Origin of the sequence: Paraburkholderia sp. 22098, assembly GCF_052045935.1 — a bacterium.
Lineage (GTDB): Bacteria > Pseudomonadota > Gammaproteobacteria > Burkholderiales > Burkholderiaceae > Paraburkholderia > Paraburkholderia caledonica.
In genome coordinates, this window is the sequence record NZ_JBQEPV010000011.1 from 68,583 (window position 1) to 87,705 (window position 19,123).

At 62.0% G+C, this 19,123-nt stretch carries 16 protein-coding genes; 8 read left to right on the forward strand and 8 right to left on the reverse strand.

Annotation, left to right across the window (positions count from 1 at the left end):
• Position 1 precedes the first annotated feature (1 nt).
• Entirely contained in the window at positions 2-457 is a 456-nt protein-coding gene (locus tag ACTJLB_RS22825) for a (2Fe-2S)-binding protein (protein ID WP_020070414.1), read from the reverse strand.
• Positions 458-787: 330 nt separating this feature from the next.
• Between ACTJLB_RS22825 and ACTJLB_RS22830 the strand changes: the two genes are divergently transcribed.
• Positions 788-1,186 (forward strand): hypothetical protein, encoded by a 399-nt coding sequence (locus tag ACTJLB_RS22830; protein ID WP_020070413.1) that lies wholly within the window; start codon positions 788-790, stop codon positions 1,184-1,186.
• A gap of 428 nt (positions 1,187-1,614) precedes the next feature.
• Complete coding sequence (locus ACTJLB_RS22835) at positions 1,615-2,442, forward strand: alpha/beta fold hydrolase (protein ID WP_440784534.1); 828 nt, start codon at positions 1,615-1,617, stop codon at positions 2,440-2,442.
• 20 nt (positions 2,443-2,462) lie between these two features.
• On the opposite strand, the gene ACTJLB_RS22840 is transcribed toward ACTJLB_RS22835, so the two are convergent.
• Both ACTJLB_RS22840 and ACTJLB_RS22845 read right to left on the reverse strand, forming a co-directional pair.
• The gene (locus ACTJLB_RS22840) at positions 2,463-3,395 is read right to left on the reverse strand and encodes a peptidoglycan DD-metalloendopeptidase family protein (RefSeq protein WP_440784535.1); all 933 of its coding nucleotides are present in this window, start codon (positions 3,393-3,395) and stop codon (positions 2,463-2,465) included.
• Between the two features lie 454 nt (positions 3,396-3,849).
• The gene (locus ACTJLB_RS22845) at positions 3,850-4,266 is read right to left on the reverse strand and encodes a hypothetical protein (protein ID WP_020070410.1); all 417 of its coding nucleotides are present in this window, start codon (positions 4,264-4,266) and stop codon (positions 3,850-3,852) included.
• A 157-nt stretch (positions 4,267-4,423) separates the two neighbouring features.
• On the opposite strand from ACTJLB_RS22845, the gene ACTJLB_RS22850 reads away from it, so the two are divergent.
• Positions 4,424-4,867: a hypothetical protein gene (locus ACTJLB_RS22850; protein ID WP_227471270.1), complete on the forward strand. Its 444-nt coding sequence runs from the start codon at positions 4,424-4,426 to the stop codon at positions 4,865-4,867.
• A gap of 119 nt (positions 4,868-4,986) precedes the next feature.
• Here ACTJLB_RS22850 and ACTJLB_RS22855 read toward each other — a convergent pair whose 3' ends face one another.
• The gene (locus ACTJLB_RS22855; protein ID WP_440784536.1) at positions 4,987-6,147 is read right to left on the reverse strand and encodes a porin; all 1,161 of its coding nucleotides are present in this window, start codon (positions 6,145-6,147) and stop codon (positions 4,987-4,989) included.
• A gap of 474 nt (positions 6,148-6,621) precedes the next feature.
• Here ACTJLB_RS22855 and ACTJLB_RS22860 point away from each other — a divergent pair, with 474 nt between their 5' ends.
• Both ACTJLB_RS22860 and ACTJLB_RS22865 read left to right on the forward strand, forming a co-directional pair.
• Positions 6,622-7,731: an OpgC domain-containing protein gene (locus ACTJLB_RS22860; RefSeq protein WP_440784537.1), complete on the forward strand. Its 1,110-nt coding sequence runs from the start codon at positions 6,622-6,624 to the stop codon at positions 7,729-7,731.
• A gap of 179 nt (positions 7,732-7,910) precedes the next feature.
• Positions 7,911-8,783, forward strand: coding sequence for an alpha/beta hydrolase (locus tag ACTJLB_RS22865; RefSeq protein ID WP_440784538.1), 873 nt, complete (start codon positions 7,911-7,913; stop codon positions 8,781-8,783).
• A 50-nt stretch (positions 8,784-8,833) separates the two neighbouring features.
• On the opposite strand, the gene ACTJLB_RS22870 is transcribed toward ACTJLB_RS22865, so the two are convergent.
• Positions 8,834-9,934 (reverse strand): AI-2E family transporter, encoded by a 1,101-nt coding sequence (locus tag ACTJLB_RS22870; protein ID WP_440784539.1) that lies wholly within the window; start codon positions 9,932-9,934, stop codon positions 8,834-8,836.
• A 360-nt stretch (positions 9,935-10,294) separates the two neighbouring features.
• Here ACTJLB_RS22870 and ACTJLB_RS22875 point away from each other — a divergent pair, with 360 nt between their 5' ends.
• Complete coding sequence (locus tag ACTJLB_RS22875; protein WP_027779345.1) at positions 10,295-10,582, forward strand: DUF3331 domain-containing protein; 288 nt, start codon at positions 10,295-10,297, stop codon at positions 10,580-10,582.
• A gap of 214 nt (positions 10,583-10,796) precedes the next feature.
• On the forward strand, positions 10,797-13,382 hold the full coding sequence (locus ACTJLB_RS22880) for an adenosylcobalamin-dependent ribonucleoside-diphosphate reductase (protein ID WP_440784540.1): 2,586 nt from the start codon (positions 10,797-10,799) through the stop codon (positions 13,380-13,382).
• Positions 13,383-13,474: 92 nt separating this feature from the next.
• Here ACTJLB_RS22880 and ACTJLB_RS22885 read toward each other — a convergent pair whose 3' ends face one another.
• On the reverse strand, positions 13,475-14,371 hold the full coding sequence (locus ACTJLB_RS22885; protein WP_440784541.1) for an alpha/beta fold hydrolase: 897 nt from the start codon (positions 14,369-14,371) through the stop codon (positions 13,475-13,477).
• Positions 14,372-14,747: 376 nt separating this feature from the next.
• On the opposite strand from ACTJLB_RS22885, the gene ACTJLB_RS22890 reads away from it, so the two are divergent.
• Entirely contained in the window at positions 14,748-16,145 is a 1,398-nt protein-coding gene (locus tag ACTJLB_RS22890; RefSeq protein WP_440784542.1) for a PQQ-dependent sugar dehydrogenase, read from the forward strand.
• Positions 16,146-16,163: 18 nt separating this feature from the next.
• On the opposite strand, the gene ACTJLB_RS22895 is transcribed toward ACTJLB_RS22890, so the two are convergent.
• Together ACTJLB_RS22895 and ACTJLB_RS22900 are read right to left on the reverse strand one after the other, a co-directional pair.
• Complete coding sequence (locus ACTJLB_RS22895) at positions 16,164-17,999, reverse strand: histidine kinase (RefSeq protein ID WP_440784543.1); 1,836 nt, start codon at positions 17,997-17,999, stop codon at positions 16,164-16,166.
• On the reverse strand, positions 17,999-19,108 hold the full coding sequence (locus ACTJLB_RS22900) for an ABC transporter substrate-binding protein (protein WP_440784544.1): 1,110 nt from the start codon (positions 19,106-19,108) through the stop codon (positions 17,999-18,001). The genes ACTJLB_RS22895 and ACTJLB_RS22900 overlap by 1 nt, the downstream gene beginning before the upstream one ends.
• Positions 19,109-19,123 lie beyond the last annotated feature (15 nt).

The window sequence follows — 19,123 nt, forward strand, 5'->3', positions numbered from 1 at the left end:
ATCAGACTCCCTTCGCCGCATGCTTGATTGCAACGCGGATGCGGTTGTACGTGCCGCAGCGGCAGATGTTGCCGGCCATGGCTGCGTCGATGTCAGCATCGGTAGGATTGGGGTTGCTTGCAATCAGCGAGGCCGCCGACATGACCTGGCCCGACTGGCAGTAGCCGCATTGCACCACGTCCAGTTGGCGCCACGCCTGCTGCACCTTCTGGCCCGCGGGTGTGTTGCCGACTGCTTCAATCGTAGTGATCTTCTTGTCGCCGACCGCCGCCGCCGGCAATACGCACGAGCGCACCGCGACGCCGTCGAGATGAACGGTGCAGGCGCCGCATTGAGCGATACCGCAGCCGAACTTCGTGCCGGTCAAGCCGACGAGATCGCGAAGGACCCACAACAGAGGCATGTCGGGCGGCGCGTCCACGGTATGTGTCTCGCCGTTGATGTTGAATGTTGTCATGAGCGACTCCTTGTGGGGTTATCTTTTGCCAGGCTGTTTAGTCATGACCGGCGTTCAAAACGCAATGACTCGTCGCGTTTATTCGACAGCAATGACTAATGCGCAATGACTAATGCGCAATGCCAATATGCGCCGTTGCAAAGGCGTCGTCGCGTAACTGCAAGCCAGGCATCGCGCTAGTGACTGTGAGGGTTCGGCGAATTGTAGCCGTGCATTAAGAACTTCGCCTGGACCCCGCCACTGCTGTGCAATGGCACCGGAGCGGCCCCAGGCGCCGCATTTTTGTTAGCATGGGCGAGACCTGCACTGACCATCCGAAGGAGCCGCATCATGAACGACCAGCAATGCACCCAATTCCTCTCGGAGATCCGCAGACCTTTGCTGGCGCTGCATAAGGCGATACTCGATCATGAGCGCGCGTCGTACGAGAAAGAATTCGGCCCGGTTACGCCTGCGGCGTTTCTGCAAGTGCTGATCAACGGAACAGGCTTCCGCTGGCTCACGCCGCTCTCGACGATCATCGCGAACGTCGACGAAATTCTCGACGACAAGGAAGCCGACGCCACCGACCGGATCGCCGCTGCCGAAGCCGTTACCGGCCTCTTCTCCCCCGACCAGCCGAACAATATTTTCCTGCCGCGTTATCTGCCGCTGTTGCAGGCCGATCCGGCGATACTCCATTTGCATGGCCAGGTATCGCAACTCTTGCGCGGCGCGCAAGCGAAGTAGTCACCGACTGCCAGCGCCTCCCGGATTTCCTCACCGTTCGCAAGCCGTTGCATGCGAGTAGTCTGCTCCAATCCGGCGTGGTTGTTCCTAAGCGGCGGAGCGTCGCCAATCAGCGATTACCAGGCTTTGCTAACCATGACGGCGCAAAATCGCCCTGATTCAAGGGCATTCATGCGCGATTCGTAAAGATGATGCATGCGTGACTGGTGGACGGAGGTGCCGTGCAAGCGCGATGAAAGACCTATCGATCGAATTGCCTAGGTTTGCTGAACAATTTTACGGTGAGCTTTTGCGGGATGCGAGCGGTCAAGCGGAGGAGAGTCTGGAGGTGATCGCCGCGCCGGCCGTTTAAAACCACGCAAAACCGTGATGCATGCTGTCGCGAGCCCTGCTAACGTAAGCAGACTTCGTCACAACCGCTCACTGCCATGAACGACTGGCCACTGCCCCAAACCTATACGTTCCGCGATCAAAGCGTGCGCTTCAACCTGACAGGAACCGGCCCGCCACTCGTGCTGGTGCATGGCACACCGTTTTCATCTTATGTCTGGCATCGCATCGCGCCGCATCTCGCGCAAGATCGCACGGTCCATTATTACGATTTGCTGGGTTACGGGCAGTCCGCCATGTGCGACGGCCAGGACGTGTCTCTCGGTGTCCAGAATGAGTTGCTCGCCGAATTGCTCGCGCACTGGCAATTGAAGAGCCCGGATGTGATCGCGCATGACTTCGGCGGAGCCACGTCGTTGCGTGCGCATCTGATCAACGGTTGTGACTACCGCAGCCTCATGCTGATCGATCCGGTCGCGCTCGCGCCGTGGGGTTCGCCGTTCGTCCAGCACGTGCGCCGCCACGGCGACGCCTTCGCAGGGCTGCCGCCCTACATTCACGAGGCCGTGGTCAACGCGTATGTGCGCGGCGCGATCGCGCGCGACATCACAGATCACGAGCTTGCGCCGTACGTAACACCATGGCTCGGCGCAACAGGGCAAGCTGCGTTCTACCGGCAGATCGCGCAAATGGATCAGCGTTACACAGACGAAGTCGAACCCCGCTATGCGCAACTGCGCTGCCCGACGCAGATTCTGTGGGGCGAAGAGGATCGGTGGATTGAGCTGGAGCGCGGCCGCCGTCTGGCCGCGCTGATTCCGCAGGCGCGCTTTCAGGCCGTGCCGCGCGCAGGCCATCTGGTGCAGGAAGATGCGCCGGAAGCAATCGTCGCGGCGGCGCTCGGGTGGCTCGGGCAGCTCGACTGAAGCCGCCCGACGAGATGCGCCTAGCCGCGTCCTTGCGGCAGATACGGCATTGGATCAATGGGCTTGCCGTCGCGGCGCAATTCGAAGCCGACCGAGACGCGTGAGTTGTTCTGATCGCCCATCTCGGCGATCTGCTGCCCTTGACGAACGATGTCTCCCGTCTTGACCAGCAGCTTGCGGTTATGCGAGTAGGCGGTGAGGAAGTCTTTGTTGTGCTGGACGATGATGAGACTGCCGTAGCTGTTCAGCCCCGTACCGGCGTACATGACCTTGCCGTCGGCCGCAGCACGAACCGGATCGCCTGCCTTGCCGCCGATCTCTATGCCGCGCGTTTCGCCCGGCTGAAACCCTTCGACCACCCGGCCGCCCGCCGGCCACGCGAGCGCGACACCGTTCGCGTGACGCATGGTCTGTTGCGCGACTTCGCGCGCTTCGGCGGCGCTCGGGCCCGCCGAAGCTTGCGCGGCTGACGACGTTCCGGCTGCGGCTCCATCGGCCGCGGAAGTCTGCGCGACAGACGCGCTCGACGTAGCAGCGGCGGCTTTAGCGGCAGCCGCTGCCGCGTTGACCGCCTGCACCGTTTCCGGCGATGCAACACGCAACACCTGGCCCCGCTTCAACCGCGACGATGCCTTGAGGCCATTCCAAGCCTGTAACTGCCCGACACTGCAATGATGACGCTGCGCGATGCGCGCCAGCGTGTCTCCGCGCTTGACCCGATACACCAGCGGCGGCGCTCTCCTGAGTGGTGAGGCTTCATTGGCGGCCGGCGCCGGCGTATTCGCCGATGCAGACGCTCCCGCCGTGCCTGCAAGGCTTGTGGCGCCTGTTGCCGATGCTCCGTCGCCCTGCGCACCCTGCTGCCCGACGTTCGCGCAACCGGTCATCGCAAGCGCCAGCCACGCGCCGGCAATGCCGACCATTATTGCTCTGTCGAAACGCTTTCCGATCATGTTCGAATCCTGACGTATCTTGTTGGCAGGTCGCAGGCGCCTTGCCGCATGCGATGCGCGCGATTGAACAACGCGCAGCCTGTCGTGTTGCGGCCCGGCGAGCGCGCGTTGCGCGCCCCGCACCCTTGCTGTTCTTGCCTTGCATTCGACCGGCCCGCTCGTCGATTCGTCGCTCGCGCGGCGGCGGATTCGGGCGCTCAAAGCAGCCACTCCCTTCGCGGACGGCCCAGACCGGACTAAATTCCCAGCAGAATTGTAAAGTGGCTTCAACAGAAATCCCGGCGCGTCACACAGTCTGATACAAACGTTACGCACGGCCTTGCATGCGTCGTTGCGCGCGCAACGGGCGGGCAACGCGATCGACGCCATCTGCTTAACGGCACGCCGCCGTCATAACTTGAATGGCCGGTTAGAAAAGGCGATGGGCCACGCACGGCGGTCGAGCCGGCAAGCGTCAGCTGTAGTACTGCCCCGCATAGCGCACGTAGCCGACGGGATGGTGAGTGAAATGCAGGACTGGCAGGACGGGGTCGGAATTGTCGTCGGTCGGATAGGCGCTTGCCTCGGGAATGTATTCGCCTTGCACCTCGATCGGTTGACCGGCTTGTAGTCCGGGAATCTCTTCGGACAGTCCCTCGTTGTCGCCGAAGCGAACCGCCACGAACACTTCTGTGCCCACCAGGTTTTGCGTGCCGCCTTCGAACTTCAACACTTTGTCGATCTTGATGACCATATGCTGATGATTCGCGCCGTGGTGGTTGTCCGGACTCGCGAATACTTTGCTGATTGTGCCTTGCACGCAGGCGAGCGGCGCGCCCAGCGAATGAACATAGCGATGGTGAGGAAGAATTTGCGTCGCACGATTGCTCATGAAATCTCCATCGAAGAAGTCAGGTCAATGTCCCACGGTTGACTAAGCCGGGGCGGGGCCCGTATCCGCCCTCGCGCTTTAGGATTTCTCCGAAGCGTGATTAGGAAACGGACGATAGGTTGAAGAGCATAAAAAAAATATTCTTAGGCCTCTTTTGATGCTGACTGCCGCGCACCGAAAAAGCTCCCCAGTTACTCAACTGAAATACCTTCCCTTCAGAATATTTTGCTTCATCAACCCTCACCCGGACGATGAAGAAGTCGAGGCTCAAGTGGATTCTCTTACATCAGCCAACCGCTTCATGAGCGGTTTCTTCTTTGGCGCCGTGATCGCTACCGCCATCATGGTGCTGTTCTGCGTCGGGGCTGAATTTTCCCCGCTCATGGCCAGACTGCATGCATTCGAACAGGTCATTGCGACGGCGGTCATCTCGCTCCTTATCGCCGACACCAGGCCGGTTCTATACAAGACGGTATGGAGCAAGCGCCGCAGCAGCTTTATTCTCGACGAAGATCTGAGTGCGACTCTCCGCGGCCGAACCTTCGGCATTCCCGCAGGCGTGATGGCCGGCATTCTGGTGCAAAACGTCCTGATGAACTGAGCATCGAATGAAGCAGCCGGTGCGAATGACCGGCAAAAAACGGCGCGCCCGGTGAACTGCTCACCGGGCGCGTTTTTCTTTTTGTATCGTCGCTATCGGCGGCGGCGTACAGGCCGGATCTAGAATTTATGCCGTATCGCGGCGCGCACCACGACCTGTTTCGATGTCGACGACGGCGCTTGTGCGCCGGTTATAAACGCATCATCGAGTATCGAGTAAGTGGAGTCGCCAGTCACGTGCTGGTACTCGCCTTGAATGTAGACATCGGTGCGCTTGGACAGGTTGTAATCGGCCATCAAACCAAACGAATGGATTTTCGGTTTGACGCCGCCGCTCGACGCGTCGTAGTTTTCCATCGTATAGACGTACTGCGCCCCGACGAAAAGCACCGGTGAAAACTGGTATTTTCCGTTCAACTCGAAGTTCTGATATTTCAACGAGTTCAGCAATACGCCGGGCGGCACCAGCGGCGTAACGCCGAGATAACCATTACCGGTCGGATTCAGATAATTCGAGTTGCTGTACACAAAGCCCGCCGTAGCCGGACCAAAGTTATACGTAATGCCGCCACCGAATACGCGCATACGGGTTGCGACAAAGCTGGCGTCATTGGCGGTAATTGCACCATTCACGCCATTGCCGGGATTATTGGCCTGTAAATAGGCGGCGCTCACGAGCAGCCCTCCATAGGCGTACTGTCCGCCGACGCTATAAGCGCGGTTATTGCCGAAGTTGGTATCGTTACTGAAGCTGTATGTGCCGCCGAATTGAAAACCGCTAAGCGACGGGCTCGTATATTTGACGGTGTTGTTGAGGCGAAACGAGTTATCCGTGTTGTCGTTATCGTAGGGGTGCGAGAAGAGCGAACCGGCCCAATTGCCATTGGCCGTGGTCTGCGCCAGATAATCGACTACCGAATCGTATTGGCGCCCGAACGTCAACGTGCCAAAGCGGTCCGCGCTCAGGCCGACGAAAGCCTGCCGCCCGAACATACGGCCACCCTGATTGAATCGCCCGGAACTCAGGTCGAAACCATTCTCGAGCTGAAAAATCGCCTTGAGACCGCCGCCAAGTTCCTCCGCGCCCTTTAGCCCCCATCGGCTGCCTTGCGCATAGCCGCTCGCCAACTCGTAGGCATGGCCACGGCCGGCGTTGTTCGTGTAGTTGATGCCTTCGTCGAGCACGCCGTACAGCGTGACGCTCGTCTGCGCCGAAGCTGGTGCGCTGAAAGCGGCGGACACAGCGGTGGAAACAGCGAGCGCGAACACTTGCTTGTTCATGACGATCCCCCTGCACTCGAGTAATGGGCCTAACTCGATCCGACGCCTTCTTCTTGACCCTACGACAACGCGCTTCTAGATGCCTGACGCGCTTACGGGAAATCCTCACACGCCGTAAGCCGTCCGTCCATTGGGTGTCGCTTGGATATGTCAAAACGTTGCGAAATCTCCACTGTCTTTAACCGCCTATTCCGCCGACAACCCATGTGGGCGGGCTTCCCATTTGCGTGACTCCGAGCAGACTTGTCACAGAAAGAAATATAATCGCTGACTTTCGCGGCACCGAAGCGGAACTCCGCCGCTCTGCCCGGGTCATTTTTACTGCATCGTGCAACCGTGCCTTCGTGCCGGTCGACAGCGGCAACGCGATTGCGCGGCCGCCGCAGCACTCATCCACTATTCCAAAGCCATGTGAGACGCCCGACGCGCTGAAAGAGCGCGCCGTCGCACGCGGCTGCTTTTGGCATAAAAACAATGAAACCGTCGCAATCCCGTTTAGTCGAGCTCGACTTTTTTCGCGGACTCGTTCTGCTGATCATCGTGGTGGACCACATCGGCGGAAGCATTCTGTCGCGTGTCACGCTGCACGCGTACGCGCTGTGCGACGCCGCGGAAGTCTTCGTCTTCCTCGGCGGCTTTGCTACCGCGACGGCCTACGCGGCGCTTGCCGAGCGGCGTAGCGAAACCATCGCGCGCAACCGCTTCCTGCGGCGCTCGCTGGAAATCTATCGGGCGTTTCTCGTGACCGCGGGCCTGATGCTGCTCGTGAGCGCGGTCCTGAACGCATTCAGCATCGAGGCGCCGAACCTCGCGATCACCGACCTCGACGACCTGATGGACACGCCCGTCGCCGCCATGCGTGACATCCTGTTGTTCCGCCGCCAGCCTTACCTTGCGTCGGTGTTGCCCATGTACGCTTTCTTCGCGCTCCTCGTGCCGATGATCCTGCCGCTTGCGCGCAGCAAGCCTTGGCTTCTGCTTGCCGGCAGCGTAGCGCTGTGGGCCGGCGCGCCGGCCATCAATGCGTATCTGCCGGCCGCGCCCGACATGCATTGGGACTTCAACCCGTTCGCCTGGCAGTTGCTGTTCGTGCTCGGCGCGCTCGCGCGCTGTCAGCCCGTCTATCAGCGAGTGAGCGAGCATCGCTTCGGCTGGCTCGTCACTTTCGCGGCGTGCTCGGTAGTGGCGCTCGCCGCTTACTACAAGCTCTTTATTGAACGCGAGCCGCTCGATGCGAGCTTCAAGCAGAATCTGTCCTACTTGCGAGCGGTCAACTTCCTCGCCATCGCATGGCTTGTCGCCAACCTGATCGAGCTTGGCTGGGCAAAAAAACTCGCTGAGTCGCTGCCGTTGATCGGTGTCATTGGACGCAAGGGCCTGCTTTGCTTCGTCGCCGGCGCAGTAATCTCGCTCGTGGTGGACTCGGTGCTGTATGCGGCAACCGACGGCTATCTGAACTATCCGCTCGGTCTGCTCGCCGACGCGTGCGCGGTCACGGCCTTGTTCGCCGTCGCGTGCGGGACCGAGCCGCTCAAGCGCCTCGTGACGCGTCTTTTCACCACGCGACTCCGCACGTCGCCGTAAAGCGCCGAAGGCAATGCGCATGGCGGCACCTCGACACGCCGCCTTGCAGAGCTTTTACCCCGCTGCGTGCCCGGTATCGAGAACAGAGGATCGCCGTAAAGCTCTTTGGACAAAGATCCACCGGATGCTGATAGCATGACGGCCGCGCGTCATCTGGCGCGGCTGCTTCCTACCCTGACATGCGTCCATTCCTACACTCCGTGCTGGCTGTTCTTTGCGCCGCTTGCGGCGCTTCGTCTTTTGCAAGCACGGTAACGAATCGAAGCTTCCATTCGTCCGCGCTCGGTCGCGACTGGTCCTACACGCTTTATCTGCCGACCGGCTATCGTCCGGACGCCGCGCGCATTCCGGTCATCTATCTCCTGCACGGCAACAACGGCGACGCGAATGACTGGATAACCCAAGGCCATCTGCAAAGCACGGTCGACGCGCTGATCGAACACCACGATATCCCGCCGGTCGCGGTCGTGATGCCGCAAGGCGGCACCGACTGGTACGTCGATCGCAAGGAAAAGATGGAGACCGCTTTCTTCGACGATCTCCTGCCCGAGATCGAAACGCACTACGCCGTGTCGACCCAGCGCGCCGGGCGGATGATCGGCGGCGTCTCGATGGGCGGCTTCGGCGCGTTGCGCTACGTGATGACGCAGCCGGAACGGTTTTGCGGCGCGCTGCTGCTAAGCCCTGCCATCTATGCAAACGAGCCGCCGCGCGGTTCGGCCGCGCGACGTGTCGGCGTGTTCGGGGAGCGGCAATTCGATCCGCGCATCTGGCACGAACTGAACTACCCGGCGCAGTGGGAGCGCTATATGAGCCGGCCTTATCGCGTGCCCGTCTTTATCGCCGCCGGCGACGACGATCTCGCCATTCAGGCCGACGCGTCTTTGCTTTACACGCACCTTCGGTTGGCCGGCAATCCGGCAGCGCTGCGCATTATCGACGGCGGCCACACGTGGGACGTATGGAGCGCCCTTCTACCGGGCGCATTGAAATACACACTCGGCTGCGCGAGATCGCCGGTGCAGGAGCATCCGTCGAATCAGCGGCCCTGAGGCGGGCGCCGCGCAGAGCGGGACCGGGCATTGCATTGATGTGCATGCAACTACTGCACGAGATCGGTCCACAGCACCATCAGCACGGTCATCAACGCGGGGCCGATAAAGAGGCCGAGCAGGCCGAACGTCTCGGCGCCGCCGAGAATGCCAAAGAGCACGAGCAGAAACGGCAGGCGCGTCGAATTGCCGATCAGCACGGGCCGCACGAAATGCTCGGCGACGAACACCACGATCGCACCGAACACCAGCAGACCGATTGCGCCCGCCACCGATCCTTGCGAGAACAGCCACAACGCGGCGAGGCTGAAAGTGATCGGCGCGCAGAACGGCAACATCGCAGCAATCGCGGTGATGAGCGCAAGCAGCGCCACATGCGGCAAGCCGGTCACGAAATAGGCGACGCCGAGCAACGCGCCTTCGCCGAGTCCGACTACCACGAGTCCGGACACGGTGCCGCGTACCGCCGTGGCCATGCGCTGAACGAGCTGCGCGCCGTCTTCACCGAAACCGCGCCGCAGGCCCCGGCTCAATGCGCCCGACAGACGCGGCCCTGCCTGGAAGATCACGAACAACGTCACCAGCATGAATGCGAAGACGGTGACCGCATGCACGGCGCGCGCGCCGAAGTGCCGCCCGAGCGTGACGACCGTGGTGCTGTGCAAGCCCTTCATCGCTGCGGAATCGCGCAACGGCGGCGCGAGATAGGCCTGCCACCAGGCCGCGACCTGCTGGGCACCGAACGGCAAACGGTGAAGGAAATCCGGCATTGCAATGCCGTTCTCCTGCGCGGTCTTGAACCACTCGCTGAGGTCACGCGCTTCGCGCAAGGCCTGCGCAATGCCGATGCCGACCGGCAGCACCACGAGCAACGCTATCGCAAGGGTTAGCACGGCCGCGATCAAGGTGGTGCGGCCGGTGAGCCAGCGGTTGCCTTCGACCTTGCGCAGCAGCGGCCACAATGCAATCGCCAGCACGCCTGCCCAGGCGACCACCGGGATGAAGTCGCGCACGACCCACAACGCCAGCAGCACGAGCCCAATGTAAAGCACCAGCGAAGCCGCCCTCTGCTTCTTGACGCGCCCAGGCGTTGCCGGCAACTCCGTGGAATGCGTCGAGTCTGGCGGGGTGACGGGTGGACGTGAATTCATGTGAGCTCTTCTATTAATGCCAATGTTGAAACCGGGATGCGCGCGAGCCGACTCGCCAAAGCCAAACACGTTAGACTTGCGGGACGCGCTCGAACCATCGCAATGACATCTTAAAGGAAGCGCGCGCACGCCTCTGACCGCGGTTCTGGTGTCTCAGCGATTACAACACTGCGTTGCAAAAAACGCTCCTATCCCATTTCGTGATAGCAAGCTCGCCGCCAGGCCCCGCCGATTCAAGCCCCTTCGAAAGTCAAGTCTGATTGTTGCTAATTAGGGAACAGTGTTTCAACGGGGACACAATGGCTCTGCGGCGCGCGCAGGTCTACATTCGGCACACCCACAAATACGGAGCCGACGATGATGACCCTTGAGTCCATCCCCCTTGACGGTACCAACGGCGTACGCATCGAAATTCTCGAGCGCTCCGACACGACGCTGGTGATCCGCTGGGTCGAGCCGGGGCGATGTCATTACGGCGAGCAGCGCTGGCGGCGCAGATCCGCGCACACTTCGGGAACGTGCGCAGTGACGCGTCGCAAGATTCGACGCGGCGACGCGGTATTCAAGCCGGCCGAGCGCCCAGCGCCGGCGAATGCTTCCGCCATGATCTGCGCCGAAATTGTCGGCGCGCTACCTGCCGAAGCCTGATTTTTCTGCTGTATCCCTGTCTGCATGCCGGCGCGGCCACGCGGTTCCCAGACCGCGCCGCGCACAACCCTCCCCCGATTGCGGCCCTTCGCCACGTGCGTTAAGGTGGACCTGCTTGCGTCACGTCACCCGCCTGCTCAGCGCGCGGCGGTAACGTGACGTGCATATTCACCTATCGCGCCGTGCGCGCCACGGCGCTGCTCGAGGGCATACCATGGCAGAAGACACGCCGCATCCGTCGACCCGGCAGGACACCGGCGCGGCGAGCGCGCCTCCCACTCCTCTAGTCGCTCCGCAGCAATTTGCCACCGACGTCCTGCTCGAAAAGTACGCGAAAGGCGACGAACAATCCACCGACGACGTCTTCAGGCGCGTCGCCCGCGGCGTCGCCGAGGCCGAACCGCCGGAACTGCGCGAATCGGTAGAAGCGCTTTTCGTCGATAACCTGCGACATGGCGCGCTCGGCGCCGGCCGCATCATGAGCGCGGCGGGCACCGGCATCGCGGCCACGCTGATCAACTGCTTCGTGCAACCGGTCGGCGACGCGATTCAAGGCGTGGACGAACAAGGGCTGCCCGGCATCTACGTCGCGCTGCTGCAAGCCGCGGAGACGATGCGGCGCGGCGGCGGCGTCGGCTACAACTTTTCGGCGATCCGGCCAAAGGGCGCGCGCGTTCACACCACGAGTTCGTCGGCGTCCGGTCCGTGCAGTTATATGGATGTGTTCGACGCGTCCTGCCGCACGGTCGAAAGCGCGGGCTCGCGGCGCGGCGCCCAGATGGCCGTGCTCGACTGCGATCATCCGGACCTGCTCGAATTCATCGAGGCGAAGCACTCGAAGGGACGCTGGAACAACTTCAACGTTTCCGTCGGCGTGACCGACGAATTCATGCGGGCGGTCGAAGAAGATCAGCCCTGGCAGCTCGTGCATCGCGCCGAGCCATCGCCGGCGCTGCGCGCGGCAGGCGACGTCAGGCAGCGGAACGACGGTATGTGGGTCTACAGCGAGCGGCCCGCGCGCGAGATCTGGGACCGCATCATGCGCTCCACTTACGACGTCGCAGAACCGGGCATCGTCTTCATTTCGCGGATGAACGACGACAACAACCTGCGCGCCGTCGAAACGATTCGCGCGACCAACCCTTGCGGCGAACAACCGCTGCCGGCTTATGGCTGCTGCAACCTCGGCCCGTTAAATCTCACGCGTTTCGTGATCGATCCGTTCGCGCAAATGAAAGGCGGCAAGCCGTCATTCGACTGGGACGGTCTCGCGAGGCGCACGCGCACGCAGGTGCGTTTTCTCGACGACGTGCTCGACGTCACGCTGTGGCCGCTGCCGCAGCAATACGAAGAATCGCGCGCGAAACGCCGCATCGGCGTGGGCTTCACCGGACTCGGCGATACGCTCGTAATGCTCGGCTTGCGCTACGACTCGCAGGAAGGCCGCGACTTCGCCGTGAGTATTGCGCGGCTGATGCGCGACGAGGCGTATCGCGCTTCGGTGGAACTCGCGAAGGAGCGCGGCGCGTTTGCGCTCTTCGATGCCGCGCGCTACCTCGAAGCGGGCACGTTCGCATCGCGCTTGCCCGACGACATCAAGGAGGCGATTCGCCGCCACGGTATTCGCAATAGCCATCTTCTGTCGATCGCGCCGACCGGCACCGTAAGCCTCGCATTCGCGGACAACGCGTCCAACGGCATCGAGCCTGCATTCTCGTGGACCTATACGCGCATGAAGGTGATGGCGGACGGCGGCCGCGAATCGTTCGATGTCGAAGACTACGCGTACCGGCTTTACTGCGAGCTGGGCGGCGACGTGAGCCGGCTGCCCGACTATTTTGTCAGCGCACTCGAAATGTCCGCGCGCGATCATCTGGACATGATGGCGGCCGTGCAGCCTTACGTGGACACGTCGATCTCGAAGACGGTCAACGTGCCCGCCGACTATCCGTTCGGAGCCTTCGAGAGCCTCTATTTCGATGCATGGAAAAACGGCCTCAAGGGTCTCGCCACGTATCGGCCGAACGAAACCCTCGGCGCGGTGCTCAGCGTGAGTCCGCCCCAAGCCGACGACACGCTGGCCGAAACCGATCTCGATCCGCTGCGTATCGCAATCGATCATCGGCCGAAAGGCGAGCTGCCGGCGATCATCGAGAAGGTCGAGTATCTGACGCAAGCCGGCAAGAAATCGCTATACGTCGCGGTGTCGTTTATCGAGGTGACGGGGCGTCTCGGCGGAGAAGACGTGACGATCGAGCGGCCCATCGAGTTCTTTATCCCGACCGGTCAGCGCGACGAGTCGCAGCAATGGATCACGGCCACCATGCGTTCGCTGTCGCTCGCCGCGCGCGGCGGGTTCGTCGCACGCAATCTGCAGGACATGCGCAAGGTGTCGTGGGATCGGGGGCAAGTGCGTCTTGGCGAAGTGCAGCGTCTGGACGGTCACCGCACGCCGCGCTGGCACGACTCGGAAGTCGCCGCCCTCGCCTTTGCAATCCAGCAGATCCTGCACCGGCGTGGGTTCCTCGATGCCGAGGGCAATCAGGTTCCATCGCGCCTGCTCGCGCGTTTGCCGCGCGGACAGATGAAAGCGGAAACCGCGTTGCCCGCGGACTTCGGCATCCGCCCGCATCCGGGCGAAGCCGAAACCAGCACGTTGCAATCGACGCCGCCTGGCGTGCTACCAGGACTGCATACGATGCTGGGACGCAAATGCGGGTCGTGCGGCGCGAACGCCGTGATTCGCAAGGACGGATGCGACTTCTGCACGGCGTGCGGCGAAGTGGGGGCTTGCGGGTGACGGGCGCGATCGTTCGTCGCTCGGCGTAACGGGAACGACGACGGGTTGCTCACCCGCCTGTCCAGGTCATCGGACAGTGCGGCACGCCGCTCTTATAGCCACTCGCGTACTTTGAGGATCGCGTCGGCGAAAGCCGAGGGCTGCTCCTGCGGCAGGTTATGTCCCGCATCGATCACGCGGTGTTCGTGCACGGCGATGAACATGCGGCTGTGATCTGACGTCCCACCGGGTTTCAGCGGGTCTCTCGTGCCGTCGAGCGTCACTGCGGGCACCGCGATGGCGGGCTTTTGCGCGAGGCGCTGTTCGAGAGAGTCCAACGCTGGGTCGCCGGCTGCGAGGCCGAAGCTGTGGCGGTAACAGTGGATTACGACATCGACGAAGTGAGGATTGTCGAAGGACGCCGCCGTACGGTCGAACACCGCCTGGTCGAACCGCCAGCCCGGCGACCACTCTTCCCAGAGCATCCGGCACAAGTCGCGGCGGTGTTCGGCCAGGCATGCGCGCCCGCGCTCGGTCTGAAACAGATGCTGATACCAGCAGACGTGCTCGAGCGAAGGCGCGGATGGACGTCGTTGGGCGCTGACATCGATGATGTCGTAGCCCGCATACGAGACAAGGCCGCCTATCCGCTCTGGCCACAACGCCGCGACGACGCACGAAGCGTTGCCGCCCCAGTCGAAGCCGGCGAGGATCGGGCGCTCAAGGCCGAGAGCGTCCGCAAGCTGGACGATATCGCGACCGCGCGCGGCTTGTTGCCCGCTTCGCATGATCGCGTCGGCAGCAAAGCAGGTAGGACCGAACCCGCGCGTATAGGGAACAATGATTCTCGCTCCAGCGTTGGCGAGGATCGGCGCCACGTCATCGAAGGCATGAACGTCGTAGGGAAAACCGTGCGACAGGATGACGGGCCAACCGTCGCCGGGACCATAGTCGAGGAAAGCGATCCGCAGACTCCCGGTCGCGACCGTCTTCACCGGCTGCTCATTCATGCAGGTCATCTCCGATGGGTTAGGATTCCTGGTTTACGAACGCTGGCCGACCTCGACGCGCTAAATTGCCGAAAAGAGTCGCTCGCAGCAGCAGCGGCGGCGTAATCCGACAAACCCGACCACGACGCCATCAAATAAAGCACATCGATTAGCCGTTGCGCCGGGCGTCGCGGCGCATCCGGCACAAGTGCCGGTCCCGCAGCGTGGAGTCGCGCTTCAGCGTCCCGCTCGGCCGGCTCGCGTGGCAAACGCTGACAGTGTTTTGTCCGCCGCCCACCGTTGCACAGACCACTATTTAACATCTGCGGCGTCGAAAGCAAACGACTCACGCGGTGGGTGGCGCTGCCTCGCGGTCCGATCCGTGCGGGAGGTCAAAATGTCGCGCTATAGCAAAATCTGGTTGAGCCAAAGCGGCGCAATCGCCGCGCTGGTACTGTTGCTGACTCTACTGTTTCCGCCCGGTGCGGCGGAGGCAGTTTCCCCGAACGCCGCTGTCTCCAATGCTGCGGTTGTTACGCAGTCGGTTACGTGCCAACCCACTTCCATCACGAGGCCGCAACCGACCCTCCCAAAGGGTTTCACCGAGCAGATTTTATACAGCGGCTGTCTTAACCAGCCGACAGCGATAAGTTTCAACAAGAATAAAACGAGGATTTTCGTTGCCGAAAAAGGCGGCAGGGTGTGGGATTGCGACTTGTCTTCTCCCACCTGTTTGCTGTTTGCCGACCTGAGCGGCAAAGTCTGCAATGATTCCGACCGGGGACTGCTCGGGCTTGCAGTAGATCCCCAGAACGACGGCAAGGTCTACGTGCTTTACACCACGCCGCCTGCTACTGGGACGTGCAGCGGAAATGTCCTTACCCATGGCCAGCTTTCCCTTTTGACTGGGACGGACGAAACGAAGATCCTGCCCGCCGCCGGGTCAGGCAACCAGACCTGGTGCTTCTTCTACACGTCCCACAGTATCGGTGGCCTGGTTTTCGGAACGGATAACAAAACGCTCTACGTTAGCGCTGGCGACGGCGCAAGCTTCAATCAGGTCGACTACGGTCAGTTGGATAACGCTTGCGGCGATGGAACGAATCTGCCACAGGGGGCGTTCCGCAGTCAGGGTGTCTCGCCCTACAGCGATGGCGTTATTTTGCGGATAGCGAATCCAGGCACGACCACCCAAAGCATTGCCACGGTTGCAAACGGCCTGCGCAATCCTTTCCGCTTTGCGCGCGCGCCCGGCACGGATGAACTGTATATCGGCAATGTCGGCTGGAACGCCTGGGAGTCCATCGATCATGTGAGCGTCGCGGGCCAGAACTTTGGATGGCCGTGCTACGAAGGATGGAACCCTAGTAATAACGCCGCTGCGGCTCCGCAACCCGACTATCAGAGCACTGCCTACTGCGGGAGCGTTGGGGGTGTCACTGCGCCGTTCTTTGCTTACGCTCACCTGGGTTACGTCACGCTCGACGATCGAAAAGGGAGGGCCTGCGGCGGCAAACCGTCCGGCGGAGGGCCGGACCAGAACGGCAGCGTGCTCTCAGCCATTGGGTTCACTGACGACACGAGCACGACCTACCCCATTCAGTTCAAGAACGCGCTGTACTTCGGTGATCTTTTGCGCAAATGCATCTGGACAATGCGGCCTCCCGACAACACGCCACAGAACTTTGCGAAGGGTCTGCAAGGAGGACCGGTGGATTTGAAAGCAGGTCAAGACGGAGACCTCTTCTACGTCGACCTGGTTACCAGTACGGTAAGGCGCATCACGCACAAGTAGCCGCGAGATCACACCAACTCACGACACGAACGTTGCCCGCACATCGTCCGATAGAGGAATGCGCACCGCGACGACAGTACCCGAACCGGCGCTGCTCGCAATCGAGAGCGCTCCGCCGATCAGGCGGGCGCGCTCGACCATGCCGAGCAATCCGTAAGAGCCGCGGTGCCCGGCCGACACGGCATTCAGATCGAAACCGCAACCATCGTCGCGAATCTCCAGGTCGATCGACGCGTCGTCCGAACGCAGCGTCAATACCACGCGCGACGCGCGCGAGTGGCGCGCCACATTGGTGAGCGACTCCTGCGCAATGCGGAAAATGGCGGTCGCGCACGAATCCTCGAGTGCGGGTTCGTCGCCATACGTCACGAACGAGCAGCGAATGTGATGGCGTCCGTGGAAGTCCTCGGCGAGCCACTCGAGCGCGGACACAATGCCGAAATTCAACGCTGCAGGCCGCAAATGATTGGCCACATTGCGCACCATCCACATGGTTTTCTCAACGAGTTCGCGCATTGCTTCGGTCTTGCGCAGCGCGTCCGGATTGCCCGCCAGTTTCATCTGCAGCAATGAAATGTCGATCTTCAGCGCGGTCAGAAGCTGGCCGAGTTCGTCGTGAATTTCGAGTGCGATACGCTTTCTTTCTTCTTCACGAATCACTTCGAGGTGCCAGGACAATTGCCGAAGCTCCTCGCGCGAAGCCCGCAGTTCCTGCTCGGTGCGTTTGCGCTCAGCGACTTCCACCTGAAGCCTGTCGCGGTGGCGGCGCAGATTATCCAGCGCATGCTTGCGAGCCGTGACATCGGCGAGCAAACCGTCAAGCCGGACGATATCGCCATGCGAGTGCGCGACGCCGCGCGCGCTCAGTTGTACCCAGATAGCCGTGCCGTCAGGTCGCGTGAGCTGCAAATCGAGCTCGGCTATTTCGCCGTCCCGCTTCAGGCGCGCAAAGAGGTCCTCCACCAGCTCGGACGAAAACGGCCGCTTGCCCGGCTCGCCGGTTCCCGCAGCGACCAGCGCGTTTGCGCTGCTGTAGCCGAGCAGACGCGCCATCGCCGGATTGGCTTCCTCCAGCCAGCCGTTGCGGTGCAGGCGGAAAATGCCTTCGAGCGCGTTTTCAACAATGCTCCGGTACTTCTGTTCACTGTCGTAAAGGCGCGCCGTCGATTCGCGCAGGCGATCCGCCATTGCATTGACGCGCGCAGCGAGGCGGCCGAGTTCGTCGTCGGACTCCACTGCGCAGCGCGCATCGAGATTGCCGCCTGCTATGCGGTCCACCATTTCTTCGAGCCGGTTGACGGGGCCGCGCACCATGCCATTCAGCAGGACCAGCGTGGCCGCATAGAGCGTGGCGACCATGGCGGCTATCGTCGCGAGAATTGCGTTGCGCGCATCGCGCATTGCCTGCATTGCCGGTGCTCTCGACAGTTGAACGCGCACCTCGCCGAGCTTCTCGCGCGGCGCATTGCCGGGCGGCTGGTATTCGATCGGCCGCACCCGCACCACGTCGCTGGACGGGTCGGCACGGCGTGCACCCTTCGCCTCGGCCACGACGCCATAGCCTACCGCGGTGACCGTGAACTGCACGACCTCCGGATTCGGCGAAAGCGCGGCAAGCTGGGCGCTGATCGCGCCGCGGTCCACGTTCCATAGCGGCAACGCGAGCGAACGGCTGAACAGATCGGAAATGCGCGCAGCACGTTCTTCGAGTTCGGAAAATTTCTGCGCGCGCTGGCGCTCGATCAGCAGACAAGCCGACGTGCCCGCGACCACCGCGACCAGTATCGCGAGCGCGAGCATGAGCTTCGCGTGCAGATTCAACGAGCGTAGACCCGGAAGCGAAAATGGACGCATCACCCGCTCCCGGCGAATGGACCGACAAGCCGCGCGAGACTGAAATCGTAGGGGCCGGGTTCGGGATGCCGAACCTTCGAAAACATCGTGAAATCGAGTTCGTCGCCATGATCGAAGATCGCCTGGCTAAAGCGCTCGACGTTGCCCTGATGAACCACGCTCAGAAAGTCCAGCGTCTGGCGGGCGCCTCCCGATGCCGCAAAATCTTTGCCGTGATGGTAGTCGTATAGCAGCACCATCGCCCACGCGCCGATGAAGTAGTCGCCGCCCACCATCGCGGCCAGTCCGCCCTCGGCGACGCTGCGCAGCGCGCCTGGCAGCGCGCCCATGCCGCCGACGAGCACGCGCGCGCCCCGCGACCGGACCGCGCTCAACGCGCCTAGCGCCATTGAATCATTAGCAGCCCAAACAAGATTGGTGTCCCGATAGCGCGCAAGCAGCACGCGCGTCTTTTCCTCACTATCCGCGTAGCTCCAGTCGCTGAACACCAGTTGATACATTCGCGAGCCGCCGGCACGGGACAGGAACGCGTCGACACCCGAGGCGCGCTCCTGCGAAACCGGCGTGTTGGGATCTCCGGTGATGCCGATCACCCTGGCCGGTTCGCCGGCCAGCCTGCCGCACAAGTAGCTCATCAGGCGATAGCCGCCGCTCGCCGCGTTGGCTGTCACCGTTCCGATCCAGTTCTGTATGGCTTGCCGTTCGTCGCCGATTTCACGACGTTGCCGAGCGGTCACGTCGTTATGAATGACGACAACTTTCGAAGACGAGCGAGCGAGCAACTGAAGCATCTGCTGGGCGGCCATTTTTTCATTGACGATCACCACGTAATCGGGAGGATCGGCGCGGCGCGCGACTTCCTCGGCCTGACGCAACATAAGCAGATGATCCCGCTCGGCGTACACAACGTCGAGACGCATGTCGAAAGACCGCGCCGCAATGCCCATGAATTCCGACACCAGTTGCCAGTGCTGTCCGGTGCCATGCTCAACGGCCTCACCCGGGTTGAGGAACACCACACGAGGTCTGCCCGCCGATGCGCGAGCCAGACTGACCGGGCCGAGCAGAGCGCCTAGCGAGCATGCAGCGAGCGCATCTCTGCGTTTCATATCACCAATAGGCCG

What these genes read in the sequence shown, in the direction of transcription:
- ACTJLB_RS22875 (WP_027779345.1), top strand. Translation starts at nt 10,295, where the DNA reads ATGACCCTTGAGTCCATCCCCCTTGACGGTACCAACGGCGTACGCATC.
- ACTJLB_RS22885 (WP_440784541.1), bottom strand. Translation starts at nt 14,371, where the DNA reads ATGAATGAGCAGCCGGTGAAGACGGTCGCGACCGGGAGTCTGCGGATC.
- ACTJLB_RS22890 (WP_440784542.1), top strand. Translation starts at nt 14,748, where the DNA reads ATGTCGCGCTATAGCAAAATCTGGTTGAGCCAAAGCGGCGCAATCGCC.
- ACTJLB_RS22860 (WP_440784537.1), top strand. Translation starts at nt 6,622, where the DNA reads ATGAAACCGTCGCAATCCCGTTTAGTCGAGCTCGACTTTTTTCGCGGA.
- ACTJLB_RS22850 (WP_227471270.1), top strand. Translation starts at nt 4,424, where the DNA reads ATGCTGACTGCCGCGCACCGAAAAAGCTCCCCAGTTACTCAACTGAAA.
- ACTJLB_RS22840 (WP_440784535.1), bottom strand. Translation starts at nt 3,395, where the DNA reads ATGATCGGAAAGCGTTTCGACAGAGCAATAATGGTCGGCATTGCCGGC.
- ACTJLB_RS22865 (WP_440784538.1), top strand. Translation starts at nt 7,911, where the DNA reads ATGCGTCCATTCCTACACTCCGTGCTGGCTGTTCTTTGCGCCGCTTGC.
- ACTJLB_RS22900 (WP_440784544.1), bottom strand. Translation starts at nt 19,108, where the DNA reads ATGAAACGCAGAGATGCGCTCGCTGCATGCTCGCTAGGCGCTCTGCTC.
- ACTJLB_RS22855 (WP_440784536.1), bottom strand. Translation starts at nt 6,147, where the DNA reads ATGAACAAGCAAGTGTTCGCGCTCGCTGTTTCCACCGCTGTGTCCGCC.
- ACTJLB_RS22830 (WP_020070413.1), top strand. Translation starts at nt 788, where the DNA reads ATGAACGACCAGCAATGCACCCAATTCCTCTCGGAGATCCGCAGACCT.
- ACTJLB_RS22880 (WP_440784540.1), top strand. Translation starts at nt 10,797, where the DNA reads ATGGCAGAAGACACGCCGCATCCGTCGACCCGGCAGGACACCGGCGCG.
- ACTJLB_RS22870 (WP_440784539.1), bottom strand. Translation starts at nt 9,934, where the DNA reads ATGAATTCACGTCCACCCGTCACCCCGCCAGACTCGACGCATTCCACG.
- ACTJLB_RS22845 (WP_020070410.1), bottom strand. Translation starts at nt 4,266, where the DNA reads ATGAGCAATCGTGCGACGCAAATTCTTCCTCACCATCGCTATGTTCAT.
- ACTJLB_RS22825 (WP_020070414.1), bottom strand. Translation starts at nt 457, where the DNA reads ATGACAACATTCAACATCAACGGCGAGACACATACCGTGGACGCGCCG.
- ACTJLB_RS22895 (WP_440784543.1), bottom strand. Translation starts at nt 17,999, where the DNA reads ATGCGTCCATTTTCGCTTCCGGGTCTACGCTCGTTGAATCTGCACGCG.
- ACTJLB_RS22835 (WP_440784534.1), top strand. Translation starts at nt 1,615, where the DNA reads ATGAACGACTGGCCACTGCCCCAAACCTATACGTTCCGCGATCAAAGC.